22 protein-coding genes are annotated in these 26,234 nt (G+C 68.3%); 12 read left to right on the top strand and 10 right to left on the bottom strand.

From position 1 onward, the window contains the following. Positions 1 to 81 precede the first annotated feature (81 nt). From htpG to FBZ90_RS21020, 4 genes are all read left to right on the top strand, one after another. On the top strand, positions 82 to 1,974 hold the full coding sequence (gene htpG, locus FBZ90_RS21035) for a molecular chaperone HtpG (RefSeq protein WP_145734933.1): 1,893 nt from the start codon (positions 82 to 84) through the stop codon (positions 1,972 to 1,974). 371 nt (positions 1,975 to 2,345) lie between these two features. Further along, the gene (locus FBZ90_RS21030; RefSeq protein WP_246130639.1) at positions 2,346 to 4,304 is read left to right on the top strand and encodes a L,D-transpeptidase family protein; all 1,959 of its coding nucleotides are present in this window, start codon (positions 2,346 to 2,348) and stop codon (positions 4,302 to 4,304) included. 204 nt (positions 4,305 to 4,508) lie between these two features. Next, positions 4,509 to 5,252, top strand: coding sequence for a peptidoglycan L,D-endopeptidase MepK (gene mepK, locus FBZ90_RS21025; RefSeq protein WP_246130613.1), 744 nt, complete (start codon positions 4,509 to 4,511; stop codon positions 5,250 to 5,252). Positions 5,253 to 5,368: 116 nt separating this feature from the next. Continuing rightward, a complete protein-coding gene (locus tag FBZ90_RS21020) occupies positions 5,369 to 5,806 on the top strand; it encodes a hypothetical protein (protein ID WP_145734931.1) in 438 nt (145 codons plus the stop codon). A 115-nt stretch (positions 5,807 to 5,921) separates the two neighbouring features. Here FBZ90_RS21020 and FBZ90_RS21015 read toward each other — a convergent pair whose 3' ends face one another. The 3 genes from FBZ90_RS21015 to FBZ90_RS21005 all read right to left on the bottom strand — a co-directional run bounded on the left by FBZ90_RS21015 (position 5,922) and on the right by FBZ90_RS21005 (position 10,243). Further along, complete coding sequence (locus FBZ90_RS21015; RefSeq protein WP_145734930.1) at positions 5,922 to 7,196, bottom strand: dicarboxylate/amino acid:cation symporter; 1,275 nt, start codon at positions 7,194 to 7,196, stop codon at positions 5,922 to 5,924. A gap of 238 nt (positions 7,197 to 7,434) precedes the next feature. Next, positions 7,435 to 7,953 carry a hypothetical protein gene (locus FBZ90_RS21010; RefSeq protein ID WP_145734929.1) on the bottom strand — a complete coding sequence of 173 codons (519 nt, stop codon included), beginning with the start codon at positions 7,951 to 7,953 and terminating at the stop codon, positions 7,435 to 7,437. Positions 7,954 to 7,990: 37 nt separating this feature from the next. Then, the gene (locus FBZ90_RS21005) at positions 7,991 to 10,243 is read right to left on the bottom strand and encodes a sensor histidine kinase (RefSeq protein ID WP_145734928.1); all 2,253 of its coding nucleotides are present in this window, start codon (positions 10,241 to 10,243) and stop codon (positions 7,991 to 7,993) included. 322 nt (positions 10,244 to 10,565) lie between these two features. Here FBZ90_RS21005 and FBZ90_RS21000 point away from each other — a divergent pair, with 322 nt between their 5' ends. Then, positions 10,566 to 12,506 (top strand): ATP-binding protein, encoded by a 1,941-nt coding sequence (locus tag FBZ90_RS21000; RefSeq protein ID WP_145734927.1) that lies wholly within the window; start codon positions 10,566 to 10,568, stop codon positions 12,504 to 12,506. A gap of 57 nt (positions 12,507 to 12,563) precedes the next feature. Here FBZ90_RS21000 and FBZ90_RS20995 read toward each other — a convergent pair whose 3' ends face one another. Then, positions 12,564 to 12,911: an ArsC/Spx/MgsR family protein gene (locus FBZ90_RS20995; protein WP_145734926.1), complete on the bottom strand. Its 348-nt coding sequence runs from the start codon at positions 12,909 to 12,911 to the stop codon at positions 12,564 to 12,566. Between the two features lie 246 nt (positions 12,912 to 13,157). Here FBZ90_RS20995 and FBZ90_RS20990 point away from each other — a divergent pair, with 246 nt between their 5' ends. Both FBZ90_RS20990 and FBZ90_RS20985 read left to right on the top strand, forming a co-directional pair. Then, positions 13,158 to 16,523: an SIS domain-containing protein gene (locus FBZ90_RS20990; RefSeq protein WP_211102225.1), complete on the top strand. Its 3,366-nt coding sequence runs from the start codon at positions 13,158 to 13,160 to the stop codon at positions 16,521 to 16,523. Between the two features lie 71 nt (positions 16,524 to 16,594). Further along, a complete protein-coding gene (locus FBZ90_RS20985) occupies positions 16,595 to 17,275 on the top strand; it encodes an SDR family NAD(P)-dependent oxidoreductase (RefSeq protein ID WP_186455963.1) in 681 nt (226 codons plus the stop codon). 9 nt (positions 17,276 to 17,284) lie between these two features. Here the strand turns inward: FBZ90_RS20985 and phhA are convergent, their stop codons facing one another. Both phhA and FBZ90_RS20975 read right to left on the bottom strand, forming a co-directional pair. After that, on the bottom strand, positions 17,285 to 18,172 hold the full coding sequence (phhA, locus tag FBZ90_RS20980; protein ID WP_145734924.1) for a phenylalanine 4-monooxygenase: 888 nt from the start codon (positions 18,170 to 18,172) through the stop codon (positions 17,285 to 17,287). A gap of 146 nt (positions 18,173 to 18,318) precedes the next feature. Beyond that, complete coding sequence (locus FBZ90_RS20975; protein ID WP_145734923.1) at positions 18,319 to 18,810, bottom strand: Lrp/AsnC family transcriptional regulator; 492 nt, start codon at positions 18,808 to 18,810, stop codon at positions 18,319 to 18,321. Positions 18,811 to 18,948: 138 nt separating this feature from the next. Between FBZ90_RS20975 and hppD the strand changes: the two genes are divergently transcribed. The 3 genes from hppD to mazF all read left to right on the top strand — a co-directional run bounded on the left by hppD (position 18,949) and on the right by mazF (position 20,826). Then, positions 18,949 to 20,097: a 4-hydroxyphenylpyruvate dioxygenase gene (gene hppD / locus FBZ90_RS20970; RefSeq protein ID WP_246130607.1), complete on the top strand. Its 1,149-nt coding sequence runs from the start codon at positions 18,949 to 18,951 to the stop codon at positions 20,095 to 20,097. 154 nt (positions 20,098 to 20,251) lie between these two features. Next, complete coding sequence (locus FBZ90_RS20965; protein ID WP_145619310.1) at positions 20,252 to 20,494, top strand: AbrB/MazE/SpoVT family DNA-binding domain-containing protein; 243 nt, start codon at positions 20,252 to 20,254, stop codon at positions 20,492 to 20,494. After that, positions 20,494 to 20,826, top strand: coding sequence for an endoribonuclease MazF (gene mazF, locus FBZ90_RS20960; RefSeq protein ID WP_145734922.1), 333 nt, complete (start codon positions 20,494 to 20,496; stop codon positions 20,824 to 20,826). The genes FBZ90_RS20965 and mazF overlap by 1 nt, the downstream gene beginning before the upstream one ends. Before the next feature lie 6 nt (positions 20,827 to 20,832). Here mazF and FBZ90_RS20955 read toward each other — a convergent pair whose 3' ends face one another. From FBZ90_RS20955 to FBZ90_RS20945, 3 genes are all read right to left on the bottom strand, one after another. Next, a complete protein-coding gene (locus tag FBZ90_RS20955; protein ID WP_145734921.1) occupies positions 20,833 to 21,675 on the bottom strand; it encodes a carbon-nitrogen hydrolase family protein in 843 nt (280 codons plus the stop codon). A gap of 2 nt (positions 21,676 to 21,677) precedes the next feature. Next, positions 21,678 to 21,956 (bottom strand): glutaredoxin 3, encoded by a 279-nt coding sequence (gene grxC, locus FBZ90_RS20950; RefSeq protein WP_145734920.1) that lies wholly within the window; start codon positions 21,954 to 21,956, stop codon positions 21,678 to 21,680. Between the two features lie 103 nt (positions 21,957 to 22,059). Further along, positions 22,060 to 22,818, bottom strand: a complete 759-nt coding sequence (locus tag FBZ90_RS20945) for a ComF family protein (protein WP_246130605.1) — start codon at positions 22,816 to 22,818, stop codon at positions 22,060 to 22,062. A 101-nt stretch (positions 22,819 to 22,919) separates the two neighbouring features. Between FBZ90_RS20945 and FBZ90_RS20940 the strand changes: the two genes are divergently transcribed. Both FBZ90_RS20940 and FBZ90_RS20935 read left to right on the top strand, forming a co-directional pair. Further along, a complete protein-coding gene (locus FBZ90_RS20940) occupies positions 22,920 to 23,843 on the top strand; it encodes a methyltransferase domain-containing protein (RefSeq protein ID WP_145734919.1) in 924 nt (307 codons plus the stop codon). A gap of 158 nt (positions 23,844 to 24,001) precedes the next feature. Further along, a complete protein-coding gene (locus FBZ90_RS20935; protein WP_145734918.1) occupies positions 24,002 to 25,681 on the top strand; it encodes a methyl-accepting chemotaxis protein in 1,680 nt (559 codons plus the stop codon). A gap of 11 nt (positions 25,682 to 25,692) precedes the next feature. Here the strand turns inward: FBZ90_RS20935 and FBZ90_RS20930 are convergent, their stop codons facing one another. Further along, complete coding sequence (locus FBZ90_RS20930) at positions 25,693 to 26,133, bottom strand: (deoxy)nucleoside triphosphate pyrophosphohydrolase (RefSeq protein ID WP_145734917.1); 441 nt, start codon at positions 26,131 to 26,133, stop codon at positions 25,693 to 25,695. Between the last annotated feature and the right edge of the window lie 101 nt (positions 26,134 to 26,234).

Raw genomic sequence — 26,234 nt, 5'->3', positions numbered from 1 at the left:
CCTGGGGGGCCGTCGGAACCAGGTTCACCACGCCGGCGGCGCCACGACAGGGCCGCCCAGAAAAGAGGACGGAACACGCCCATGAGTGAGGAGAAACTCAGCTTCCAGGCCGAAGTCTCCCGGCTGCTGGATATCGTCGCGCATTCGCTGTACTCGGAAAAGGAGGTTTTCCTGCGGGAACTGATCTCCAACGCCTCGGACGCCTGCGACAAGCTGCGCTACGCCTCCCTGACCCAGCCGGACCTGACGGCCGGGGACGCCAATTTCCGCATCACCCTGACGCCCGACACCGCCGCCCGCACGCTGACCATCGCTGACAACGGTATCGGCATGAACCGGGAAGAGCTGGTGGAGAACCTGGGCACCATCGCCCGGTCCGGCACCGCCAACTTCATGGCCGCCCTGTCGCAGAAGGCAGAGGCGGAAAAGGCCGGCGAGAAGGACCTGTCGCTGATCGGCCAGTTCGGCGTGGGCTTCTATTCCGCCTTCATGGTGGCGGGCGAGGTCGAGGTCTTTTCCCGCAAGGCGGGCGACAGCCAGGGCTGGCGCTGGGCCTCGGACGGCAAGGGCTCGTTCACCGTCGGCGAGAGCGACGATGCGCCCGCGCGCGGCAGCCGCATCGTCCTGCACCTGCGCGACGGCGAGGATGACTACCTGCAGACCTACCGCCTGCAGAGCATCGTCAAGAAGTACAGCGACCACATCAGCATCCCCGTGCTGGTGGGCGACGACGAGAAGCCGGCCAACGCCGCCTCCGCCCTGTGGACCCGGTCCAAGAGCGACATCACGGCTGAGCAGTACAAGGAATTCTACCACCACGTCAGCCATGCCTTCGACGAACCGTGGCTGACCCTGCACTGGCGGGCGGAAGGCGTGTTGGAATACACCAACCTGCTGTTCATCCCCGAATCCAAGCCCTTTGACCTGTTCGAACCGGAGCGCAAGCACCGGGTGAAGCTGTACGTCCGCCGCGTCTTCATCACCGAGGGGCCGGAGGGGCTGATCCCGGCCTATCTGCGCTTCCTGCGCGGCGTCGTGGACAGCGAGGACCTGCCGCTGAACGTCAGCCGCGAGATGCTGCAGCACAACCCCATGCTGGCCAAGATGCGCACCGGCATCGCCAAGCGCGTGCTGGGCGACCTGGCCCGCAAGGCCGACGATGCCGACGCCAAGGCGGACTACGCCCGCTTCTGGGAGAACTTCGGCGCCGTGCTGAAGGAAGGCCTGTATGAGGAGCGGGAGCAGCGCGACACCCTGCTGAAGCTGCTGCGCGCATACAGTACCCACGGCGATGAGTTGGTGAGCCTGGAAGACTATGTCGGCCGCATGAAGCCGGGCCAGGACGCCATCTACTACATCACCGGCGAGGACAAGGCGGCGCTGGCCCGCAGCCCCCACCTGGAAGGCTTCCGCGCCAAGGGTGTCGAGGTGCTGTTCCTGACCGACGCGGTGGACGAGTTCTGGCTGCAGTCCGTCACCCAGTACAAGGACCACGCCTTCAAGTCCGTGACCCGCGGCGGCGCCGACCTGGCCAACGTCACGGCCGAGGACAAGGCCGAGGAGACGCCCAAGGCGCCGGAGGACAGCGTTGCCGACCTGGTGGCGCTGGCCAAGCTGACCCTGGGCGACGCGGTCAAGGACGTCCGCACCTCCGAACGCCTGCGCGAGAGCGCCGTCTGCCTGGTGGCCGACGAGGGCGACATGGACATCCACCTGGAGCGCATGCTGAAGGCCCACCGCCGCCTGGACGAGACGTCCAAGCGCATCCTGGAGGTCAACCCCGGCCATCCGCTGATCCGCCGCCTGGCGGAACTGGCCAAGGCCAACGGCGCCGGCGGCGCCCAGGGTGAGGCCCTGGCGGATGCGGCCTGGCTGCTGCTGGACCAGGCGCGAATCCTGGAGGGTGAGGCGCTGCCCGACCCGGTGGCTTTCGGCCGCCGCCTGGCGACGTTCGTGGAGAAGGGCCTGGCCTGATCAAGGCCACAAGCCCGCCCGTTTACAGCGTGTTCATGCCCCGCGCGGTTCGCCGTCGCGGGGCATGGCGTTTTTGCAACGGGCGGTGGCCGCACGGAACCCAATACGCCAGGCCGAACGGTTTCGCCCTTTTCTTGCCGCTAACTGCTGGCATAGTCCGCAACCGATCAGACGATGGGCCCCTGGGCGAACCGGATAGGCATCGTTGTCGGGTCGACACGCGGCTGCACAGGGGGGCACCCTTGCCGTCGTTGACGAGGGTTCCCCGGGGACTGGCCCCGGGGCAGCAAGGGCGTGAGCCGGGCGGGGTTTGCATGGGGTTGTCGACCGGGGCGTACGCCCCCAGTGACCGGAATGGGCCACGGGCCGTGATGTGGGGCCGTGCCGCCACCACCGCCACGCTGCTGGCCACCGTATTGATCTTCGCCCCCCTGGGGACGGCGCAGGCCCGCGACCTGGCGGACCTGATGAAGGACCGCTTCCCCGTGACCCAAGGGGACGCCACGCCCGATGACAGTGACCAGACCGTGCTGGCGCGCTTCTACCGGGCCCGCGGGCTGAAGCCCCTATGGGTGGACCATGGCGAGGCCACGGCCACCGCGCGCACGGCCTTGGCCGTCCTGGCCCACGCCGATGAGGAAGGGCTGAACCCCAACGACTATTCCGCCGCCACGCTGACCGGCCAGCAAGGCCACCTGGACAGCCCAGAGGCCCAGGCCAGCTTTGAATCCGGCCTCAGCCTGGCGCTGGTCCACTACGCCAGCGACGTGTCGGTGGGACGCATCATCCCGACCCTGGCCGATCCGGAGCTAGTGATCGACCGGCCGCCCTTCGACCGCGCGCAGTTCCTGGCCTCCGTCGCCGCGGCGCCGGATCTGGCGGCCCTGCTGGCCGGCCTGCCGCCGCACCGGCCGGAATACGCCGCGCTGAAGGCGGCCTTGGCCCATTACCGGCAGATGAAGGCCGCCGGCGGCTGGCCCACCATTCCGCCCGCGCCCAAGGCGCCGCCCGCACCGCCCCCAAGCCCGGCAGCGGACCCGGCCAATCCGGGCGCACCGGCGCCAAAGGTGGAGAAGGCCGGTGACGCGCTGAAGCCCGGCATGGTTGACCCGCGCGTGCCGGCGCTACGCGCCCGCCTGGTCGCCACCGGCGAGGCCAAGCCCCTGCCCACCCCGCTGCCCAAGGGCGCCAATCCCGAGCTGTACGACGACGCCCTGGCCGCCTCGGTCAAGGAGTTCCAGCGCCGCCAGGGTCAGGAACCCGACGGCGCCATCGGCAGGCGCACCCTGGTTGAGCTGAACGCCACGGTGGATCAGCGCATCAACCAGATCATCGTCAACATGGAACGCTGGCGGTGGGAGCGGGAGCCGGCGGACCAGCCCTATCTGGTGGTCAACCTGGCCGACTACACCCTGTCGCTGATGCGGGGCATGGACGTGCAGATGACCATGCGCGTGGTGGTGGGCGCGCCCTTCACCCGCACGCCGGTCTTCATCGGCAACATGAGCTATATGGAGCTGAACCCCTATTGGTACGTGCCGACCAAGATCACCAAGGAAGAGATTCTGCCCAAGCAGAAGAAGGATCACAGCTACGTCGTCAAGAACCACTACACCCTGCTGTCGGATTGGACGTCCAACGCGGTGCCGGTGGACCCCAGCAGCATCAACTGGGCGACGGTGACGCCGCATAACTTCCACTGGCGGGTGCGGCAGGACGCGGGCAACGACAATTCGCTGGGCCGCATCAAGTTCATGTTCCCCAACAAGTTCGACATCTACCTGCATGACACGCCGTCCAAGCGGCTGTTCGACCGGGCCGTGCGCTCCTTCAGCCACGGCTGCATCCGGGTGCAGGACCCGCCGGCCCTGGCCCTGGCCATCCTGGCCCTGACCGACACCCCCGGCTGGCCGGAGGAGAAACTGCGGGCCGAGATCGGCGGCGACAGCCTGAAGCACCAGACGATTCGCCTGAAGAATCGCCTGCCGGTGCATATCACCTACATCACCACGGTCACCGACCCGAACGGCGGCATCGACTTCCGCACCGACGTCTACGGCCGCGACGCCCGTGTGTTGGCGGCCCTGAACGGCCCCCGTCCGCGCAAGCCGGTGGTCCCGGCGGCGACGCCGGCGGCCGCCCCCACCCCCGGCAGCGCCCCCAACGCGGCGCCCAACACTGTGCCGGCACCGGCGGCTGAGGCATCCAAAGCGCCTGAGACTCCAAAGCCTTCGGTGCCAGGTCCGCGTACCGCCGCCCCGTCCGCCCGCACGGTCACCCCGGTGCCGGCGTCGGCCCCCGTCCCGGCCAACACCAACCCGGTGCGCTGACCAGGCAAGGTCCCCGTCCGAATTGTGACCGTTTCGGTGGCGGTTGCAAAGGCGGGGGCCCTGGGCGCCGTAGGGTGGCGGTCACACGTTCATCAAATTTTTGCCTCATTTCAGGCTTGCTTATTCACACCCCGTTGTCACAGACTGCAGCCCAGCCCTGCCGGTGACGCGGGGCTCCGGCCAGTGAAATGGGGACCTCACAGAATGCACGACCGGCATGACGCAGCGCGTCTGTCCACTATTGCCTGCGACGCCACCACTTCCACCGACGCGTCCCCGGTTACGACTTCCGCTCCCACCCGCCGTGGCCTGCTGACCGGCTTCGCCAAGCTGGCCACCGGTGTTGCCCTGGTGGGCGGTGTCGCCTCGCCGCTGCCGGCCCTGGCCAAAGCTGTCAAAAAGCATCACGGGGACGCCACCCACGGCCACAGCGCCGCCCATGGCAACCTGATGCATGGCGACTGGTCCAATGCCCGCGCCGCCACCCGGCCGCTATCGGATAACCGCCGCGTCCTGGCCTTCAATCACCTGCACACCGGCGAGAAGCTGAAGGTCACCTATTGGGCCGACGGCAAGTACCTGCCGACCGCTCTGCACGACGTCAATTCCATCTTGCGCGACTGGCGGACCAACCAGACCATCGCCATGGACCCCAAGCTGCTGGATCTGATGTTCCAGATGCAGCACCGCCTGCGCACCAACGAGACCATCCAGGTCATCTGCGGCTATCGCTGCCCCAAGACCAACGCCATGCTGGCGGCCAATTCCGAAGGGGTGGCCACCCACAGCATGCACATGGAAGGCAAGGCCATCGACCTGGACCTGGCCAGCAAGCCCCTGGCCCGCATCCGCCAGGTGGCGGTGGAGTTGAGGCAGGGCGGCGTCGGCTATTACCCCAAGTCCCATTTCGTCCACGTCGACACCGGCCGCGTCCGCCAGTGGGCGTAAGGGCGCGGGTGTGGGGCGGGCCCCGTCGTTCCAGGCTCTCGTCCTAAGGGCGGGCTGGCCCCCTTGATCACCAGCGTGAGATAACGCCCCCTCAAGCCATCTTGAGGGGGTTTTTCATGCGCCTGCGCCTGGCGGCACCCGCCGCTCTTTTCATCGCCACCGCCCCTGCGGCCGTCGCGCAAAGCGCATCCGCGCCCTTCACCGGCCACGACCTCAGCGGCACCTACGCCTGCACCGGCGTGGATGGGCATGAGGGCGCCTACACCTCCACCGTGACGCTGGAGATGGACAAGGCGCAGTCGCACGGAACGCGGGCCGGCTATCATTTCAAGATGGAGGTGCCGAGCTACGGCAGCTATCGCGGCGTCGCCACCGCCGACGGCGACATCATGGCCATCACCTTCGCGCACGACGACCCGGCCACCCAGGATTATGGAACGGGCATCGCCAAGGTGACCCGCACCCAGGACGGCAAGGTACGCTTCGACAAATTCTATTACGAAGAGGCCTACAAGGGCGGCAACACCGGCACGGAAAGCTGCGTGCGCAATTGAGGCGTCCCCGATAAGCAAACAGGCCCCGGATCAGTCGATCCGGGGCCTGTCGCGTTTCATGGCATGCTGTCTTGCTATCGGCCGGGTTGAAGTCGGGCCGGCCGAATTCCAAGGCTCAGGCAGCGCTGGGTCCGTTCGCCAGTTCCCGGTGCAGGACCTCGGTATCCAATTCCTTTTCCCACTTGCTGACCGCGATGGTGGCCACGCCATTGCCCACCAGGTTGGTCAGGGCGCGGCATTCGCTCATGAAGCGGTCGATGCCGATGAGCAGGGTCAGGGAGGCGATGGGGATGTCCGGCACTACGGCCAGGGTGGCAGCCAGGGTGATGAAGCCGGCGCCGGTGACGCCGCTGGCCCCCTTGGACGTCAGCATGGCCACCAGCAGGATGGTGATCAGGTGCCCGAAGGTCAGGTGGGTGTTGGTCGCCTGGGCCAGGAACAGGGTGGCCAGGGTCATGTAGATGTTGGTGCCGTCCAGGTTGAAGCTGTAGCCCGATGGGATGACCAGACCCACCACGGGACGGGCGCAGCCCAGACGCTCCATCTTCTCCATCATCTGGGGCAGCACCGTCTCGGAAGAGGAGGTGCCCAGGACGATCAGCAGTTCGGCCTTGATGTAGTTGATGAAGCGCAGGATGGAGAAGCCGCACAGCCAACCGACGACGCCCAGCACCACCAGCACGAACAGCAGGCTGGTCAGGTAGAAGCTGCCGATCAGCATGCCCAGGTTCAGCAGGGCGCTGATGCCGTATTTGCCGACGGTGAAGGCCATGGCGCCGAAGGCGCCGATGGGGGCCAGGCGCACCACCATGTGGATGATGCGGAAGAAGATCTTCGACATGCGCTCGATGACCACCGTGGCCGGCTTGCCATAGTCGCCCAGGTGGGCGATGGCGAAACCGGTCAGCATGGCGATCAGCAGGACCTGCAGCAGGTCGCCGCCGCCCAGCGCGCCGAGATAGGTATCGGGGATGATGCCCAGGATATGATCGGCCACATTGTCCTTGGCGGCCTTGTCGACATAGGTCGCCACCGCCTTGGCGTCCAGCGTGTGGGTGTCGACGTTCATGCCGTCGCCGGGCCGCACCACCTCGCCCACCAGCAGGCCGATGACCAGCGCGAAGGTGGAGATGACCTCGAAATAGATCAGGGCCTTGCCGCCCACGCGGCCCACCTTCTTCATGTCGGTCATGGCGGAGATGCCGCTGACCACGGTGCAGAAGATGACCGGCGCGATCATCATCTTCACCAGCTTGATGAAGCCGTCACCCAGCGGCTTCAGCGAGGCGCCGAAGGTGGGCCAGATGAAGCCGACGACAATGCCCAGGGCGATGGCGATCAGGACTTGGATGTAAAGGATCGAATACCAGGGCTTTTTCACTTGTTCCATGGGCACATCTCCCTAAGCCCCTTGTCACGAGGCGTGTTGCCGGGCCCCCTTCCCCGATGCCCCGGGGGACCCGCGGCCACAGCAAGGCCGTTAGGTGCGACAAGAAAGCAATTGCCGGGGGAGATCAAGGCTTAAGGCGTGGTTTTGCACGCCTGGATCCATGAAATTTTTCGACCTGTGCGGCAGGAACAACAACCGGTTGCGATGTTCGCTTCCAGAGGGGGCCAAGTCGTTTTTTTTAAAACACGGTCAGTTGCGGCGGTGCCGTCTTCAGCAGGTTTTCCAGCCGCTCGACCACCTCCTCCATGTTCACGCGCACGCGGTCCAACTCATCGGCCGTCTTGTCGTCGATGCCAGCCTCGAACAGCATCATGTCGTAGTCGGCCAGCACCTTGGTGAAGGCCTCGCGTTCATGCTGCAGGATCTCATAGGCGCCCAGGGCGTGGACCAGCAATTGCGGCGGGTTACGGAAGAAGGCCAGGCTGACGCGGGTGAAGGCGGCGATGGAGCGTAAGCGCATACGGATCAGCCAGGACTTCAGCTCGCGCGGGGCGTCGTTGGGCCGGCTGTCGGCCTTGTCCCCGATGGTGAAGATCATGGCCTGGATTTCGTGATAGACGGCGCGCGCCTTCTTATAGTCCGGGAAGGACTGTGCCGGCCGGGCCGACATCTGCTCGAAAGAGGTCACGGTGGACGACAGCGATCCCGCCAGCTCACGCAGCAGGGCGCCGTGATTGACCTCCTTCTTCATACGCATGGGGTTCTAGTCCCTGTGAGCGGATCGACACCCCAGCTTAGCGCGGCATCCGCGCCGCCACCAGGGTATCGGGTGTATGGGGTCGGTCCTGGCCGGCGGCTTCCGGTACCTCGCCCTGCCCCTCGCGGCCCCGCAGGTCGGGCAGGATCAGGGTGAAGCGCGTACCGGCCCCCGCCTCGCTGGCGGCGGTGACAGTGCCCTTCAATCGATGCGTCACGAGGTTGTAGACGATGTTGAGCCCCAGGCCGGTGCCCCCCGCCCCGCGCCGCGTGGTGAAGAAGGGATCGAAGATGCGGGGCAGAATGGCCGCCGGAATGCCGCGGCCGTCGTCCTGGTAGACGATCTGCGCCCCGCCGGCATAGCCCTCGCCGGGGAAATCTCCGGGGCCCAGCCGGCGGGCGGTGATGGTGATGTGGCCGCGCACCCCCGGCTCATAGGCGTGCAGGATGGAGTTCGAGACGAAATTGGTCAGCACCTGGGCCAGCAGGCCCGGATAGGTTTCCAGTTCCACCGGGCAAGGGCAGATGATCTCCGCCGTATGGCCGCCCCGGCGCAGGGTGGGGCCCAGGCTGGAAACCACCTCCTCCATATAGGCGCACAGCTCCACCCGCCGCCGCTCCTCGGAACTCTGGTCGGCGGAGACCTGCTTGAAGCTTTGGATCAGGCTGGCGGCACGGCCGATGTTGGACAGCATCAGGCGGGAGGATTCCGCCAGTTCCCCCATGAAATCGGTCAGGTCGCTGCGGCGCAGCCGGCCATCCCGCACCAGATGGTCGATGGCCGTCACCCGTTCCGACACGTGGGAGGCGGTGGTGAGCGTGACGCCGATGGGGGTGTTGATCTCGTGCGCGACACCGGCCACCAGTTGGCCCAGCGAGGCCAGCTTCTCCGCCTGCACCAGCGCGTCCTGCGACCGCTTCAGCTTTTCCAGGCTGTCGCTCAGTTCAGCGGTGCGGGTGCGCACGCGGTCTTCCAGTTCGTCATTGGCCCGGCGCAGGGCGGCCTCGCTCGCCTCCAGCGCGCGCTCACGCTCCTCCCGCTCCTTGCCGATGCGGTAGGCGACGCCGAAGGTCAGCAGCACCACGCCGATGGCATTGGGCGCGTAGAGTGCGGCCTCCGTCCAGATGGCGGCGGGAAGGGCACCGCCGGCGCGCAGCGACCACACCACCGCCACCCCGACGATGGGCAGGAAGCCCAGCAGGAAGAAGCGGGCGTTGACGGAGCGGCGCAGGTCACGCACCGCCGCCGTCAGCGTCAGGATGGATCCCAGCAGCGCCAGCGCCTGGGCGATGCCGGAGCCGATGGCCGGCTCCAGGTAATGCAGCGGCGTGTCCAGGACCAGCAGGCCGGTGGACAGCAGCAGCAGCCGGGCGATCCAGGGCTGTCGCCGCCTGAGGTCCAGGAACTGCACCGCGAAGATCTGCCCCACGGCCACGGGCAGGGTGCCCACCACCTCGCGGTAATAATGGCTGGCGAAATCCGCCGGCAGATGCTCCCAGGGATAGCCCAGCTGGCCATAAATGTAGGCCAGGGTGATCAGCGCGTAGAACAGCAGGGTCACACCCACCTCCACCCCCGCCATCACCACCAGCGCGAACTGGTAGGCGGCAGCGATGATGAGGACGCCGAAGGTCAGGCCGTGCAGCAGGATGTCCCGCCGGTCCACCAAGCCCTGAGCGTCGCTGGTCCGCAGGTAGAGGGCGAAGGAGGCGAAGTAGTGTTCCACCCGCATGTACAGCACGGTGCGGCCGGGCGGCAGCGACAAGGTGAAGACGGGATAGCGGTGGGGAATGTCCGTGCCCCGCGCCTGCGCCCCCTCCGCCACATGTCGCTGTTCCACCGGCGCCCCCGTGGGGGAAAACACATAAAGGTCCAGGCCGCGGTAATAGGGATAGGCGAAGACGAGCAGCCGGTTGAGCGTACCGTCCGTTGGATTGTCCAGGGTGACGCGGGCCCAATAGGCGGAATGGGTGCGGGCGAAGCCGGGTGTATCGCGAGTGGCCGGGGTGAAACGGTCGGCGGCCGGGCCGGACATGACATCGGCCAAGGTCAGATTGCGCCCCTTATCCTCCAGCAATTCCAGATGGCCGCCCAGCGACAGGTCGGGACCGTCGACGACAACGAGGCCGGCCGCCGCCGGGCTGGTCACCGAGGGGCTGGCCACACCCGTGCCCGCGCGGGCCGCCGGCGCCCCAATCGCGAGGATGAGGAACAGCAGGGCGGCCAGCGCCATCCAGCGGCGCAAACCCACCCCGTCACGCCCCGCACCGTCGCCCCGCAAATCCATCATTCGTCCGCTAAGCCGTGAATGGCGCAACCATGCCCTATCCCAACGGGAAAGGCACGCCCTGCGTGTCCTGGCAAGACGGCGCACGCGTGCCCCGTCTATCCGGCGTCCCTGGCCCGGTCGGCCATTCAACGGACAAGCGGGACGTAAACCGTTGCGAAAAAGCTGCCCGGCCATCAATTGCCAGGCCCACGCGCCCATGATAAGCGTCGCGACGAAACCAGTCCGCTCACGACCATGCCGGGACAGACCGGCGCCGGCGGAAAGATTTGGTGGAATAAGCAAGGCGGGGGCCCTTGGGCACGGCATATCGGGACGGGGGATCATGAGGCGATTGGCGGATTGGATGAAATCCATCGGGCCGGGCCGCCTGATCAACATCTCGCTGGCCGCCGGCATCGCGCTGTCCCTGGTGTTCGTCCACGCCGAATTCACCCGGGGGCTGAATTCGCGCCGCGCCGAGATCCGCCAGGATCTCGAGACCCAGGCCATCGCCCTGGATGGCACGTTGTCCGCCATCGCCGGCCGACTGACCCGCCTGCGGGAGTGGGTGCGGCGGACGCCGCAGCCCCCCATGGACGACACGCCCTATCTCAACACCTTCCTGGAGCAGGTGGGGCGAACCGGCGTGGATGAGGTAGCGGTTCTGGATCGCGTCGGCCCCGACGGCGCCAACCCGCTGGACGGCCCCGTGGCCGCCGCCCTGATGGCCCTGCCCAATCGGGCGCTGGCTCAGCACGAAGGGCTGTCGCGGCCTGAAGGTGGCCGCTGGCGGGTGGACCTTGCCATCTCCGTGGCACTGGCCCAGCAGCTGGCGCTGGACGTTCGCACACAGCCCGGCGTGGCGCGCGGGTATTTCATCGGTGCTTCCGGCCTGGTGGCGGTGGCCCCCTGGCACCCCGCCGACAGCGCCCCGACGCTCATGGCCACCTTGCTGGACCACGGCCCCTATCGCCTGTTGACCTCGGCGGCGAACCCGGACGGCCATGTCACCTGGACCGAGACGACACCCCCGCCCGCCACCGCCGACACGCCAGTCCGTCCGGTGGGGACCGTTGCCGTCCCCGTCGACAATGGGAGCCAACGTCTGGGCGTGATCGCCTTTGATCTGGACCCCAGCGTGCTCACCCCCGCATCGGCCGATGCGGGGGGCATGGTGTTGCTGCTGGGATCGGATGGCGGGCTGCTGTCAGCCACGGCGACGCCCCCCACCGGCCTGTTTCGGCAGGGGCGTCCCACCGCCGCCGGCCTGGCGCTGACGATGGGCCGAACGGCTGGCGCGGTGGAGCGGGCGGGCTATCTCGTCACCTCCCGCCCGCTGGCCAACGCCCCGTGGCGCCTGGTGCATCTGGCGCCACGCTCCACCCTCACCTGGTCGCTGGTCCTGCGCACCGCCGGATCCATGGCTGGATTTTCCGGCGTGCTGCTGGCTGTGGTGTTGCTGTTCAACATGGTGGTGCGGCGCATGGTGCGCTCGCAGGAGCGCTCGGCCGTCGCGGAACGCGAGGCGCGCGCGGCCACGGAGCGGGCGCTGGCGGAGTTGCGGGCCGCCCATGACGAGCTGGATTTCCTGAACCGGGAAAAGACCCGCTTCTTCTCTCTCATCTCCCACGACCTGCGCGGCCCGTTCAACGTGCTGCTGGGGATGACCAGGGAACTGGCCGACCACGGCACCCGCATGTCGCCGGCCGACGTGGCCGACTTCGCCGCGTCGGTACATCAGAGCGCGGTGGCCGCCCACACGTTGCTGGACAATCTGTTGAACTGGTCGCGGGTACAGATGTCGGGCACGCCCTTCACCCCCTCGGTCATGGCCTTGGGCGAGGTGGTGGCCGCGGCCACCCACGACCTGGGCCCCACGGCGGAAGCGAAGGGCATCCGCATCCTGGACGCTTCGGGCGACCGCCATATCCTGGCGGACCGCACCATGGTCCTGGCCATCCTGCGCAACCTGCTGGCCAACGCCATCAAGTTCAGCCATCCCAACCAGGGCGTGCAGGTGACATCGCGCGCGGCGGGCGACCGGCTGGAAATCGCCGTGACCGACCGCGGTATCGGCATGGACCCGGACCAGCTGGATCAGCTGTACCGGCGCGAGGCCCAGGACAGCCGCCCCGGCACCTTGGGCGAGGTGGGAACCGGCCTGGGCTTGACCCTGGTGCGCGACCTGGTGGCCCGCCACGGCGGGGTCCTGGCCATCGACAGCCAGCCCGGCGTCGGCACCACGGTCAGCTTCACCGTGCCGCTGGCGGCCGCCCCGCGTTAAGGCGGGCCCGCCCAAGCCGCCCCGCTTCCGCCCCAATTCACTGGCACATCGGGGAAATCAGAGGATTTCAGCCAGCCGCTCGGCCGGGCGGCACAGCACGGCGCCCTTGGGGCTGCGCGCGATGGGTCGCTCGATCAGGATGGGGTGCTGCGCCATCAGGTCCAGCAGCGCCGCGTCGTCGAATCCGCCGGCGGGTTCGGCCGCCAGCAGGTCGTCGTTGCCCCGGCGGCGCAGGATGTCGGCCGGCCGGGCCTTCAGGGTGGCCAGCATGGCGGCCAGGGCGGCGCGGTCGGGCGGGGTCTTCAGATATTCAACCACCTGGACCTCGTGCCCGGCGGCCTGCAGGTCGGCCAGCACCCGGCGCGAGGTGGAGCATTTGGGGTTGTGCCAGAGGGTCACGATCATGGGAAAGGCTCTCGGGTTGTCTGTCGATCACGGCCGGGCACCATAGCCCTGTAGGTGTCCGAAGGCCATTCCATCGGCGCGCGGGCCCTCCCACTGTGCAACGTCACGTTTTCCGCCTTCCACGCCGGCCCCGGCCTGGACTATGACTGCGGTCTTGCTTGAGTGAGGTGTATGATGTGCGGCATCGCCGGCTTCCTGGGTAATCGCAACTGGATCCGCACCGCGGACCTATCATGGCTGAGGGCCGTGGCCGACGACTTGGCCGAGGCGAACGCGCCTGACACCATCGACACCGCGCTGGATGGGCTGGCGACGCGCTTCACCGACCTCATGGCGTTTCCCACCCATATGGCGGCCGTGGCCGATCCCGCCGCCGCCGCCCTGCTGACCGCCTTGGCCGACCGCGTCGACGCGCTGGAATCGGCGCTGCGCTCGGGCGAGACCGCCCGCGACGTCGCGGTGGAGCGGGTGGCGGAACGCCTGCGCGACTATTCCTGGCAGCTGCGGACCGAGGTGCTGGGCAACATCGGCCGTACCCTGGCCCTGCTGCCGGAGGGGGCCGCCGCCGCCCGGCCGCAGCACGCCGTGGCCTGGGCCGCGGAGCAGGTGCTGGAGAACCTGGACCGGCTGGAAGTGCGGGGCCGCGACAGCGCCGGCATCGCCCTGCAGATCACCATCGACCATCGCTACACCCTGGACGACCTGCCGCTGGAGCTGCGGGCCGGTGCCGCCGAGCGGCTGGCCGTGGGTGACCGGCATGAGGGCCTGGCGCTGCATGCCCTGCCCGACGGCCGCACCACCGTGCGCTTCACCTATAAGGTCGCCACCCTGATTGGCCGCCTGGGCGACAACGGCGCCTTCCTGCGCGCCCGCATGCGCGCCGACGCCGTGCTGTGGGCGGTGGCCCGCCACGCCGATGGTTTCAGCGCCATCGCCCACACCCGCTGGGCCTCGCACGGGGCCATCAGCCTGCCCAACTGCCACCCCCTGAACGCCCGCCTGTTGAACGAGACGGGCGCCGGCAAGGCGGCCACGGCGCTCAGCGCCGATGCCGACGCCATGGTGGCCCTGAACGGCGATATCGACAATTACCGGGCGCTGACGGAAAGCGCGATCGAGGGCACCGGCCACGCCCTGCCCACCGACACCACGACCGACACCAAGGTCATTCCCGTGCTGTTCCGACTGGAAGGCGCCACGGGCAACGGGGGCGGCAATGCCGACCGCTTCCTGGCCACCATCCGGCGGCTGGACGGGTCCATGGCCATCATCCTGCAGCACCCGACCGATCCGGAGCGCCTGCAGCTGGGCCAGAAGGGCAGTGGGCAAAGCCTGTTCGTGGCCGAGGTCAATGACGGCCTGATCGTCGCATCGGAGAATTACGGCCTGGCGCCCCGCGCCCGCCGCTCCATCTCCCTGGCCCAGGTGGAGCGCGGCGGCCTGGCCGTCGTCCTGTCGGTGGCGGCGGGTGAACCTGCGGTGTCGGCCCGGACGGTGGACGACGGCGCCCCGGCCAGCCTGAAGGCCGACGCCATCGAGATCTTCTCCCGCGACATCTTCCGCGGCCGCCACGACCACTTCTTCGAGAAGGAGGTGCATGAGGCCCCGTCCAGCGTGCGCAAGACCCTAGCCGGCCGCTATCGCCGCCAGGACCGGCGCGTCAGCTTCGACCTGGGCGCGCAGGGCGGCGGCACCGGCCCGTGGGCGGGCCTGCGCGCCCGCCTAGCCGACCCGTCCAAGCCCCCCATCCGCCGCATCCTGGTAACCGGCCAGGGCACGGCCGCCATCGCCGCCATGGGCATCGAGCACCTGATCCGTCTGGCGCTGGACAAGGCGCCGGTGACGGTGACCAGCGCCAAGGCGTCGGAACTGTCGACCAACCTGGATGGCAAGAACCTGGACGACGCCCTGGTCATCGCCATCAGCCAGAGCGGCACCACCACCGACACCAACCGCACGGTGGATCTGGCCCGCGCCGCCGGCGCCTGGATCCACGCCATCGTCAACCGCCGCAACAGCCCCCTGGTGCGCAAGTCGGACAGCCACCTGTTCACCAGCGACGGCCGCGACATCGAGATGGCCGTCGCCTCCACCAAGGCGTTCTACAGCCAGGTCGCGGCCGGCAAGCTGACCGCCCTGTGCCTGGCCGATGCCCTGGGCACCCTGCCGGCCCAACAGATCCATGACGAGATGGTGGCGCTGGAGGCCCTGCCCCAGCGCATCCAGGAGGTGCTGGACGACGAGGGCGCCATCGCCGCCTGCGCCCAGGCCTACGCCCCGCGCAACCGTTATTGGGCGGTGGTGGGCAACGGTGCCAACAAGGTGGCGGCCGAAGAGATCCGCATCAAGCTGTCGGAGCTTTGCTACAAGTCCATCCCGGTCGATTATACCGAGGACAAGAAGCACATCGACCTGTCGACCGAGCCCCTGACCCTGGTGGTGGCCAACGACCTGGCCCCCCTGCTGGCCCAGGACACGGCCAAGGAAGTGGCCATCTTCAAGGCGCACAACGGCAAGCCCATCGTTTTCGCCGCCAAGGGCGAGACCTGCTTCGCCCCCTATGCCGAGGCGGTGGTGCATCTGCCCTCGGCCGGCGCCGGCCTGGATTTCATCATGGCCACGGTGGCGGGGCACCTGTGGGGCTTCCATGCCGCCCTGGCCATCGACGCGGAGTCGCGCCCCTTCCGTGAGGTGTCGGCGGCGCTGGACCTGGCGCTGACCGAGGCGGACCGGCCGGTGACGCCGGTGGCGACCAGCCTTGCCGCCATCATCGACCGCATCGCCGAGGGCCAACTGGACGCGGCCCTGCCCGCCAGCTATGCCGCCCGCCTGGCCAAGCTGACCTCGGCGCTGCCCATGCTGGACACGCCCGGCGGCAAGCCGGAGCGCACGGCCGTCATCACCCGGGGCCAGGATCTGCTGCGCCTGGTGTTCGAGGAGACGTCGCGCCCCATCGACACCATCCGCCACCAGGCCAAGACGGTGACCGTGGGCATCTCCCGCCCCGGCCGTGAGATCAGCCCCCTGCTGTTGTCCGCCCTGGCCGACCTGGGCGCCAGCCCCGCCGACCTGGCGGAGCCGGAGCGCCAGCTGCTGATCGCGCTGTCCACCCTGGTCATCGGTGTGGAGGGCGGCGTGCGCTATCACCCGGCCGGCGGCCCTGGGAGTGAGGGCGCCGACGGCACCCCCTTGCTGATGGCGGTTGAGCGCAGCGGCCGGGCCAAGGGCGCCGCGTCGCGCCATGACCAGCCGGCGCCGGCCACCGGCGGCAAGCGTCGCGCCCTGCGCCTGGGCCGAGGCATGCTGTCGGGTGGGGCCAGCGGCGCCCAGACCCTGGCGCTGCTGCCCCTGATGCGGGAGCCCAACTGGACGCCCGACGGCCTGGTGCTGCTGCACCTGGCACTGGTCAGCCAAGCCTCGCTGCAGCAAAAGATTGCAATATTGAAGGACTTGCGCCTGTATGAGGATCTGTTCGACGCCTATCACGAGGCCGGGCAGCACGCGTCGGGTGACCAGGCGGACACGGGCGGCGGCTTCGCCGCCTTCCTGGAGAAGCTGTCCCCCCGGGACCTGATCCTGTCCACGCCGGCGGACCTGATGCGCCGGCTCTAAACGCCGGGACCTTGAGCCTGTTTTCCAGAGTGGGAGCGATGATGCAGGGGCCGAGGCATGGATCGGGACGCTTGGCGGGCCGCACGGCGGTGGTGACGGGGGCTGCCAGCGGCCTGGGGCGGGCGATCGCCGTGGCCATCGCGCGGGAAGGCGCCAATGTCGTGCTGCATCACCTGCTGCCGGAGGAGCAGGCGGCGGCGACCGAAACCGCCCGGCAGGTCCAGGCCCTGGGCCGCACCGGCGTCGTCGTTCATTCCGACATCACCCAACCCGCAGGCGCCTATACGGTGGCGGAAGCAGCCATCGCCGCCTTCGACCATGTCGACATCCTGATCAACAACGCCGGCTATCGCCTGAAGCAGCCGTTCGACGGCATGACCCTGGAGCTGTTCGAGGCGACCATGGCCGCAAACATGGGGGGCACCTTTCTGATGGTGCGCCACCTGCTGCCCCTGATGCGGGCCCGGGGATACGGCCGCATCGTCACCACCGTGGACAGCACCGCCATGGAGGGAGCACGGGGCATGACCGCCTATGGCGCCGCCGCCTCCGCCCTGCTGGGGTTCACCCGCAGCCTGGTGCATGAGTTCGGCGAGCACGACATCACCGCCAATTGCGTCTGCCCCGGCCATCTGCCGCCGGACGCGGGCGACCAGGAGGAAGACTGGGCCGGCATCACCCCGGCCTACATCTTCCTGGCCAGCGACGACGCCTACGCCATGATCGGCCAGACCCTGAGGCCCAGCCCTTAAGGAAGCCCTCTACGCCGCCTGACGGCCCGCGGTGAACACCTTGTCACCCGGCTGCACTTCGTCGGCGGGCAAGTCCGGCAGGCCGGCCAGCTTGGCGTACAGCGGCGCGAAGTCCCGCGCCGTGGCCTGGAACAACTGCTCGAAGCTATCCAGCACGAAGTAGGTTTCCTGATAGTCATCGATGCGGTAGCGGGTGCGCATAACCCGTTCCAGGTCGAAGCCGATGCGGTTGGGCTGCGGGCTTTCGATGCAATACTGCGTCTCCCCCCGCGAGGACAGCATGCCGGCGCCATAGGCGCGCAGGCCCGCCGGCGTGTTGATCAGGCCGAATTCCACCATGTACCAGTACAGCCGCGCCAGCCGCTCCAGCCCGCCATGGGCCTCGGCCTCAGCCCCCTTCTTGCCGTAGGCCTGGAGGTAATCCGCGAAGACCGGATGCATCAGCAGGGGCACATGGCCGAAGAAGTCGTGGAACACGTCCGGTTCCACCAGATAGTCCATCTCATCCGCCCGCCGGATCCAGTTCGTCACCGGAAAGCGCTTTTCCGCCAGGTGGTTGAAAAAGATATCGTTGGGCAGCAGACCCGGCACCGCCACCAGGGTCCAACCGGTCGCCCGGCGCAGCACGTCGCTGGCGCGGTCAAAGTGGGGAACGCCGTCGCGGGCGTCCAGCCGGGCCAGGCAGGCCATGAACTCGGGCGCCGCGTAGCGGGGCAGCAAGGCCGACTGCCGGTCATACAGCGTGCGCCAGCGGGCATGCTCCTCCGCCGTGATGGCGTCCCAGCCCTGGGGGATCGTGTAGTCGGCCGCTATGGCGGTGTAATCGCCGCGCAGGGGGGTATCGGACTTGCCGGTGGTGTCGACCGGGCCCGTGGCCTTGACCGGGGTGCTGCTCATGGTTCCCTCTCCCTGCTGCGCTTGTGGGAACCATTTTATCGCTGGATCAGCACCATTTTCTTGCGATCATGCCCAAGGGCCACGGGTCTAAAACAACTTCATGCCGTTCTGTAAGTTCGTTTGGCAACGATGTGCCTGAAGAACTTTCAGTCCCGTGCCAGTTCCGCCGCCGACGGCAGGGGCACGGCGGTGGAATGCTTGACCACGTCCAGCACGAAGCTGGAGCGCACGTCCTTCACCCCGGGGATCTGCAGCAGCTTTTTCATCGACACCTCGGCGAAGGCCTCCAGGTTGCTGACCACCACCTGCACCAGATAGTCCATGGTGCCAGTCATGACAAAGCAGGACACCACTTCGGGGATTTGGCTGACCAGGCGACGGAACACGGCGTCCCCCTCCGCGTTCTGGTCGATCTTGACCTCGACGAAGGCGACGACGCCCAGGCCCAGTAAGCGGCGGTTCAGGATCGCGGCGTAGCCCTGGATATAGCCCTGGTCCTCCAGATCCTTCACCCGGCGCAGGCAGGGCGAGGGCGACAGCCCCACCGCCTCCGCCAGATCGACGTTGGACAGGCGCCCGTTGCGCTGCAGCGTGTCCAGGATGCGCAGATCTGCCGCGTCCAGTGTCGATTTACCCATAGTGATGCCGCCTTAAGAGTTTCTTGAGCACAACATTGCCCAATCTTGGCCAAACGCGGCAGACTTCGCAAGGAAATGCCCAGCCACGGAGCGTATCATCGAGGGGATTGTTGCTTCTAACAGGGAGAGCGACCCGCCATGTCCACCCCGACGGCACCCACCCCGACCACGTCCACCCCCTCCTCCAGCCCCGTCGCCGAAGCCGTCGCCGGCGGCGACCTGTGGGAGAACCCGCTGGGCACCGATGGCTTCGAGTTCGTGGAATACACGGCGGAGGACACCGAGGCCCTGGGCCGCCTGTTCGAGGCCATGGGCTTCACCAAGGTCGCCCGCCACCGCTCCAAGAACGTGGTGCTGTACCGCCAGGGCGACATCAACTTCATCGTGAACGCCGAGCCGGACAGCCTGGCCCAGCGCTTCGCCCGTGAGCACGGCCCCAGCGCCTGCGCCATGGCCTTCCGCGTGAAGGACGCCGGGGAGGCCCTGAAGCACGCCGTGGCGCAGGGCGCGAAGGAAGTGAAGGGCACCGTCGGCCCCATGGAGCTGAACATCCCGGCCATCGAGGGCATCGGCGGCAGCCTGCTGTACCTGGTGGACCGCTACAACAGCCCCAGCATCTACGACATCGACTTCCTGCCCATCGAGGGCGCCGATCAGAACCCCGTGGGCGCCGGCCTGAAGCTGATCGACCACCTGACCCATAACGTCCGCAAGGGCCGCATGGACCCGATCTCGGAGTTCTATGGCAAGATCTTCGGCTTCCGCCAGATCCGCTACTTCGACATCACGGGTGAGTACACCGGCCTGACCAGCCGCGCGCTGACCGCGCCCTGCGGCAAAATCCGCATCCCGATCAACGAGTCGAAGTCCGAGCAGGGCGCCGACAAGCTGGACCAGATCCAGGAGTTCATCGAGGCTTACAAGGGTGAGGGCATCCAGCACATCGCCCTGCTGACCGATGACATCATCGACACCTGGGACAAGCTGAAGGCCGCCGGCGTGAAGTTCATGACGCCGCCGCCCGACACCTACTACGAGATGCTGGAAGAGCGCCTGCCCGGCCATGGCCAGCCGGTGGAGGAACTGAAGAAGCGCGGCATCCTGCTGGACGGCAAGGACAACCGCTATCTGCTGCAGATCTTCACCGAGACGGCCATCGGCCCGATCTTCTTCGAGATCATCCAGCGCAAGGGCGACGAGGGCTTCGGCGAAGGCAACTTCCGCGCCCTGTTCGTCAGCATGGAGCGCGACCAGATCCGCCGCGGCGTGCTGAAGGTCGCCGAATAAGGTTGTTCCGGTAGCAAAACGAAGGGCGGCATCCGCGAGGGTGCCGCCCTTTTTTTGGGCCGCGCCGCTGCCCCCAAGGTCCAGTGACGTTGACAACGCCCCTACCCACGCTAACGTATCTACATTGTCTCGACATCACGGAGGGGGCCTGAGCATGCGCGTGACCGTACGGAAATGGGGAAACAGCGCCTCGGTCCGCATTCCCGTGGCGATCATGGAGGCCGTTGGGCTGGAGGTCGACGCCACAGTCGATATTCGGGAAGAGGGCAACCGCATCGTGATCGAGCCGGTGCGCAAGGACGACTACGACCTGGCGGATTTGATTGCCGGCATAACCCCGGAAAATCGCCATGTCGAAGTCGACTACGGACCATCGGTCGGCAAGGAAATCCCGTAATGGGCTATATCCCGGACGCCGGGGATATCGTGTGGCTGCAATTCAACCCGCAGGCGGGGTATGAGCAGGCCGGACACCGGCCAGCCGTGGTCTTAAGCCCGGCAGCCTACAATCGACGCGCCGGCTTAATGCTGTGCTGTCCGATGACGACACAGATCAAGGGTTATCCCTTCGAAGTGCGGATCGGCCCAGACAAGAAGCAGGCTGTCTTGGCCGATCAGGTGAAAAGCCTGGATTGGCAAGCCCGACAGGCTGAGTTCAAAGGCAGGATCGACGACGCGGAGTTATCGGAGGTTCGCCGGAAGGCCTCGGCCCTCATCGGTAAGCCCTGACGCCCCTCACGGCCCCTCGAACGCCCGGTCGTGCAGCAGGCTGGGCACCATGCCGCGCGCCTCATCCACCTTGGACAGGTCCAGATCGGCCACCAGCACGCCCGGCGCCTCGCCGCCGGCGTCGGCCACGACCTCGCCCCAGGGGCTGACGATCAGGGCGTGGCCATAGGTCGCGCGGCCGCCGTCGTGGATGCCCACCTGGGCCGGCGCCAGGATCCAGCAGCCGGTCTCGATGGCGCGGGCGCGCAACAGCACATGCCAATGGGCGCGGCCGGTGGGCACGGTGAAGGCGGACGGCACGGTGATGATGCGCGCGCCGGCCTTGGCCAGGGCGCGGAACAGCTGGGGGAAACGCACGTCGTAGCAGACGGTCAGGCCCAGGCCGCCCCAGGGGGTGTCGACCACGCGGGCGCTGTCGCCGGGACGGAAGGTGGCGCTTTCGCGGTAGCGCTCGCCATTCGCCAGCTCCACATCGAACATGTGCAGCTTGTCATAGCGGGCCAGCACCTGACCGGCCGGGTCGATGACGAAGCAGCGGTTGGCCGCCCGGCCGTCGTCGGTCAGGCAAGCCAGGGTGCCGGTCATGAGCCACAGCCCGGTTTCGGCCGCCAGGTCGCGGAAACGGGCCAGCGCCGGGTGCGCCTCTTCCTGATAAGCGCCGGCCAGCACGCGCTCCCGCCCCTGGACCATGCGGGCCACATTCTCCGGCAGGGTGGCGAACTGCGCGCCCTGGTCCCGGGCCTGGCGCAGCAGCCGGGCCGCCGCGTCCATGTTGGCCGCGATCTCCGGCCCGGCGGTCATTTGCAGGACCGCCGCGCGCAGGGTGCCGGTGACGGGGCCGGGCGCCATGCTCAGGCGGCGCCGGCGGCGGAACCGAGGCCCAGCTTGGCGTTCAACGCGCCGGCGCGGTCCAGGGCATGGATGTCATCGCAACCGCCCAGCCCTTCGCCATCCACGAAAATCTGCGGCACGGTGGTGCGGCCATCGGCGCGCTGGATCATCTCCGGCTTGCGCGACGGGTTGGCGATGACGTCGATCTCCTCATACTGCACGCCCTTGGCATCCAGCAACCGCTTGGCGCGGTGGCAGTAGGGGCAATAGGGGCTGGTGTAGATCTCAACGCGGGGCATGGGCCCAAAACTCCTGCGGGGAACGTCATCACCAGGATATTGGCGCAATGGCAACGAAGCGCCAAGGGTGGGTGCGCAACCCAGCTCTGATTTTAGAGTGTTTCTAAATAACCTCCCCCTTCAGCACCCGTGCCAGAGCCAACACATCCACCCGCGCGGCACCGGCCCGCGTAAGGACCCGGGCGCATTCCGCCGCCGTGGCGCCGGTGGTGTAGACGTCATCCACCAGCACCACCCGCAAGCCCTGGACCGTGCGGCCGGGGCGGAGCGCGAAGGCGCCGGCGACGTTGCGGGCCCGTCCCTCCCGCGACAGGCTGCCCTGGCTGGGCGTGCGGCGGCGGCGCGTCAGCAGGTCGGGCACCGCCCGCACGCCGCTGAGCCGCCCCAGACGCAGCGCCAGCAGGGCCGCCTGGTTGTAGCGCCGGGCGAACAGGCGCCAGCGGTGCAGCGGCACCGGCGCGATCAGATCGGCATCGGCCAGCATGTCGGCGCCCGCCCGGGCCATCCATCCGGCCAGCAGGGGCGCTGTCTCCGTCCTGTCGCCGTGCTTGAAGCCCAGGATCAGGGGACGGCTGGCGTCGTCGTACAGCACGGCGGCCCGCAGGCGGCCGAAGGGCAGCGGGGCGGCGACGCAGACGGCGCACAGGGCGTCGGCCCCCATGTCATGGGGAAAGGGCCGCCCGCAGGCCATGCACTGGGGGGCGGTGATGAAGCCGATGCCCCGCCAGCAGGTGCCGCACAAGGTGCCGGCGGCGGCCACCGCCTCACCACAGCCCAGACAGCGCGGCGGCAGCACCAGGTCGAGCAGCCGCACCCCGGCACCGCGCACCCTGGCCCCCATCCCCCGCCCCCAATCGCCCATGCGCGCATATCCCCGGAGAAGCACGCGCCATGATAGCGCAAAGGCGCGCGTACCCCGTAAATTCCTGTTGCTCCCACGCGCGAAGGGCCTATACCGGCCCCATGAGCGACGCCGACAGCATGACCGTCTTCAACCGCCGCCGCGTGCGGGCCCACCGCGACCGGGCCGCCGCGGGCTGGTCCGGCTTCGATTTCCTGAAGACCGAGGTGGTCGGCCGGCTGGTGGACAGGCTGGCCGACATCAAGCGCGACTTCCGCATCGCCCTGGACCTGGGCTGTCACGGCGGCGAGGTGGCGCAGGCCTTGGCGGCCGTGCCCAGCATCGCCCAGGTGGTGGCGACCGACCTGTCCCCCCGCTTCGCGGCCGAGGCGGCCCAGCGCATGCCCGGCCTGCCCACGGTGGCGGCGGATGAGGAATTCCTGCCCTTCGCCGAGGGCAGCTTCGACCTGGTGGTCAGCGCGCTCAGCCTGCACTGGGTGAACGACCTGCCGGGCGCCCTGATCCAGATTCGCCGGGCGCTGAAACCTGACGGCCTGTTCCTAGGCGCCATCCTGGGCGGCGAAACCCTGTTCGAGTTGCGCCGCAGCCTGATGGAGGCGGAGATGGGCCTGATGGGCGGCCTGTCGCCCCGCATCAGCCCCATGGCGGAGGTGCGCGACGCCGGCGGCCTGCTGCAACGCGCCGGCTTCGCCCTACCGGTGGTGGACAGCGACATGCTGACCGTCAGCTATCCGCACGCCTTCCGCCTGATCCAGGATCTGCGGGGCATGGGCGAAACCAACGCCGTGCTGGCCAGCCGCAAGGCCATGAGCCCCAGCGGCCTGTTCACCCAGGCGGCGGAACGCTATCAGGAGCTTTATCCCGATGGCGACGGTGGCATCGAGGCCAGCTTCCAGGTGCTATACTTGGCCGGCTGGGCCCCGGATGAAAGCCAGCAGAAGCCCCTGCGCCGGGGCAGCGCGAAACTGCGGCTGGCCGACGCGCTGGGCACGGAAGAGATCAACCCGCTGCGCGGCGGGAACTGACGCCGGCGGGCCCACCCCCTCCTTTTGAACCAAGGCTGCTAACCACGCATTAACTAAAGGGCGCGACCCTGGCAGGGCGTCGCGGACCTCCCGCATACCTGAGCGATCGGCCTCCGCGACGGCGACCACGAACCTTGGTCAATGTGGAGAGAGACGTCATGGATCGCCTGGGCATCCGTCAGAAAATACTCATCCTGGTGGCGATGCTGATCGGCGTCAGTCTCGCGGTCGGGGCGATCGGCGCCTGGTCGCTGAGCCATTTCCGCGACCGGCTGGCGGCCATGGACAACGCCTCGTCCCGCGCCCTGGTGGCGGAAAAGATCAACGCCACCATCCTGGCCATCGTCATGGATTCCCGCGGGGTCTACATGGCGCGCACCCAGCAGGACGTGGACAAGTTCGCCAAGCCCATGCAGGCCAACCTGGACCGCCTGGCGCAACTGGCGGCGGAATGGCGCCAAGCCCTGCCCGCCGCGCGGCGCGCGGAACTGGATGACGCGGATGCCCAATTGGCCGTGTTCCAGGGGGTACGCAAAGAGACCATTCGACTGGGCCGCGAGGCGGGACCCGAGCAGGCGCGGGAGTACGGCGATAACGACGCCAACCGCAAGACGCGCCAGCAATTGAACGCCGCCATCGAAAAGCTGACCGCGGCGACGGCCAAGGAGGTGTCCGACACCAACGACGCGCTGCAGGCCACCTATAGCTTCAGCCTGGCGCTGATCGCCGGCGTCGCGCTGGCCGGCATCGCGCTGACGGTTCTGGCCAGCCAGTGGATCGCCGGCCGCCAGATCAGCACGCCGCTGCTGGCCCTGGTGGATGCCACCGGCCGCATGGCGACCGGGCAGCGGGCGCTGGACATTCCGTACCAGGCCAAGCGCGATGAGATCGGCGAGATGGCGCGGGCCATCGACGGCTTCCGCCGCAACCTGATCGCCGCCGACGAGGCCGCGGCGGCCCAGGGCCGGGAGCAGGCGGAAAAGGCGCGCCGCGCCGCCCTGATCGAAACCCTGCTGCGCGACTTCGACCGGGTGGCGTCGGCCGCGCTCGGAACCGTCTCGTCCGCGGCGCAGGGCCTGGGCGTGACGGCCCATGAAATGGTCAGCCTGGTGGAGGAAACCAACGGCCAGGCGGCCGCCACCGCGTCCGCTGCGGGCCACACCTCGGCCAATGTGCAGACGGTCGCCGCCGCCACCGAGGAAATGGTCGCCTCCATCCAGGAGATCAGCCGCCAGGTGAACCGGTCGGCCGGGGTGACGGCGGACGCGGTGTCCCAGGCGGCGCAGACGGGCGCCACCATCGCCGGCCTGTCGGACGCGGTGCAGCGCATTGGCGAGGTCGTCGCCATGATCCAAGACATCGCCAGCCAGACCAACCTGCTGGCGCTGAACGCGACCATCGAGGCGGCGCGCGCCGGCGAGGCGGGCAAGGGCTTCGCCGTCGTGGCGGGCGAGGTCAAGGCCCTGGCGACCCAGACAGCCAAGGCGACGGAGGACATCGCCCGCCAGATCGCCGCCGTTCAGGAGGCCACCCACAGCACGGTGACCGCCATGAGCGACATCAGCAGCACCATCGGCGCCATCAACGAAATCTCGGCCGCCATCGCCGCCGCCATCGAGGAGCAGAGCGCCACCACCGGCGAGATCACGCGCAACGTCCAGGCGGCCGCCAGCGGTACCCAGCGGGTGAGCGAGAACATCAGCCAGGTGAGCGACGTGGCGCATCAGACCGGCGATGCCGCCGGCCGGGTGCTGGAATCGTCCGAGGCGCTGAACAGCCAAAGCGAGGTGCTGCGCCACGAGGTGGAGCAGTTCCTGCACCGCATCCGCGCCGCCTGAGCGTCCGGCGCCTACAGCAGGTCGCGCAGCATGGCCACCAGGGGCACGTCCGCGGGCGGCATGGGGTAGTCGCCCATGCGCTCCGGACGGGCCCAGGCCAGCACCTGCCCCTCCAGGGGGGTGGGCGTGCCCTGCCAGACGCGGCAGACGTACAGCGGCATCAGCAGGTGGAAGGTTTCATAGCGGTGGCTGGCGAAGGTGAAGGGCGCCAGGCAGCTGGTGCGGGTGTCGATGCCCAGTTCTTCCCGCAGTTCCCGCACCAGGGCCACCTCCGGCGTTTCGCCGGGATCGACCTTGCCGCCGGGAAACTCCCACAGCCCGGCCAGGGATTTGCCCGGGGGCCGCTGCGCCAGCAGCACCCGCCCGTCGGCATCGACCAGCGCCACGGCGGCGACCAGGACGGTGCGGACCGGCTCCGTAGGCTCCGCCCGGCCGTCCCAGCACGGGGTCATCTCATCCGCCACAGCACTTCCTCCAAATAAATCAGCGGCATGAGATCTTCTCATGCCGCCGTAGGACGCGACCGCGTCCGCCGGAGATTTTCGGGGAACGC

The organism is Nitrospirillum pindoramense (assembly GCF_007827955.1).
GTDB classification, from domain to species: Bacteria; Pseudomonadota; Alphaproteobacteria; order Azospirillales; family Azospirillaceae; genus Nitrospirillum; species Nitrospirillum amazonense_B.
Note: the sequence above shows the minus strand (reverse complement) of the source record. Positions and strands in the feature narration are given on the sequence as shown.

Coding starts and splice junctions, on each gene's coding strand:
- phhA (WP_145734924.1), bottom strand. CDS start 18,172: ATGAGCAGCACCCCGGTCAAGGCCACGGGCCCGGTCGACACCACCGGC.
- FBZ90_RS21020 (WP_145734931.1), top strand. CDS start 5,369: ATGCGCCTGCGCCTGGCGGCACCCGCCGCTCTTTTCATCGCCACCGCC.
- htpG (WP_145734933.1), top strand. CDS start 82: ATGAGTGAGGAGAAACTCAGCTTCCAGGCCGAAGTCTCCCGGCTGCTG.
- FBZ90_RS20935 (WP_145734918.1), top strand. CDS start 24,002: ATGGATCGCCTGGGCATCCGTCAGAAAATACTCATCCTGGTGGCGATG.
- FBZ90_RS20945 (WP_246130605.1), bottom strand. CDS start 22,818: ATGGGCGATTGGGGGCGGGGGATGGGGGCCAGGGTGCGCGGTGCCGGG.
- grxC (WP_145734920.1), bottom strand. CDS start 21,956: ATGCCCCGCGTTGAGATCTACACCAGCCCCTATTGCCCCTACTGCCAC.
- FBZ90_RS21010 (WP_145734929.1), bottom strand. CDS start 7,953: ATGCGTATGAAGAAGGAGGTCAATCACGGCGCCCTGCTGCGTGAGCTG.
- FBZ90_RS21005 (WP_145734928.1), bottom strand. CDS start 10,243: ATGATGGATTTGCGGGGCGACGGTGCGGGGCGTGACGGGGTGGGTTTG.
- FBZ90_RS20930 (WP_145734917.1), bottom strand. CDS start 26,133: ATGACCCCGTGCTGGGACGGCCGGGCGGAGCCTACGGAGCCGGTCCGC.
- mazF (WP_145734922.1), top strand. CDS start 20,494: ATGGGCTATATCCCGGACGCCGGGGATATCGTGTGGCTGCAATTCAAC.
- FBZ90_RS20975 (WP_145734923.1), bottom strand. CDS start 18,810: ATGGGTAAATCGACACTGGACGCGGCAGATCTGCGCATCCTGGACACG.
- FBZ90_RS20965 (WP_145619310.1), top strand. CDS start 20,252: ATGCGCGTGACCGTACGGAAATGGGGAAACAGCGCCTCGGTCCGCATT.
- FBZ90_RS20940 (WP_145734919.1), top strand. CDS start 22,920: ATGAGCGACGCCGACAGCATGACCGTCTTCAACCGCCGCCGCGTGCGG.
- mepK (WP_246130613.1), top strand. CDS start 4,509: ATGCACGACCGGCATGACGCAGCGCGTCTGTCCACTATTGCCTGCGAC.
- FBZ90_RS21030 (WP_246130639.1), top strand. CDS start 2,346: ATGTGGGGCCGTGCCGCCACCACCGCCACGCTGCTGGCCACCGTATTG.
- FBZ90_RS21000 (WP_145734927.1), top strand. CDS start 10,566: ATGAGGCGATTGGCGGATTGGATGAAATCCATCGGGCCGGGCCGCCTG.
- FBZ90_RS21015 (WP_145734930.1), bottom strand. CDS start 7,196: ATGGAACAAGTGAAAAAGCCCTGGTATTCGATCCTTTACATCCAAGTC.
- FBZ90_RS20995 (WP_145734926.1), bottom strand. CDS start 12,911: ATGATCGTGACCCTCTGGCACAACCCCAAATGCTCCACCTCGCGCCGG.
- FBZ90_RS20955 (WP_145734921.1), bottom strand. CDS start 21,675: ATGGCGCCCGGCCCCGTCACCGGCACCCTGCGCGCGGCGGTCCTGCAA.
- hppD (WP_246130607.1), top strand. CDS start 18,949: ATGTCCACCCCGACGGCACCCACCCCGACCACGTCCACCCCCTCCTCC.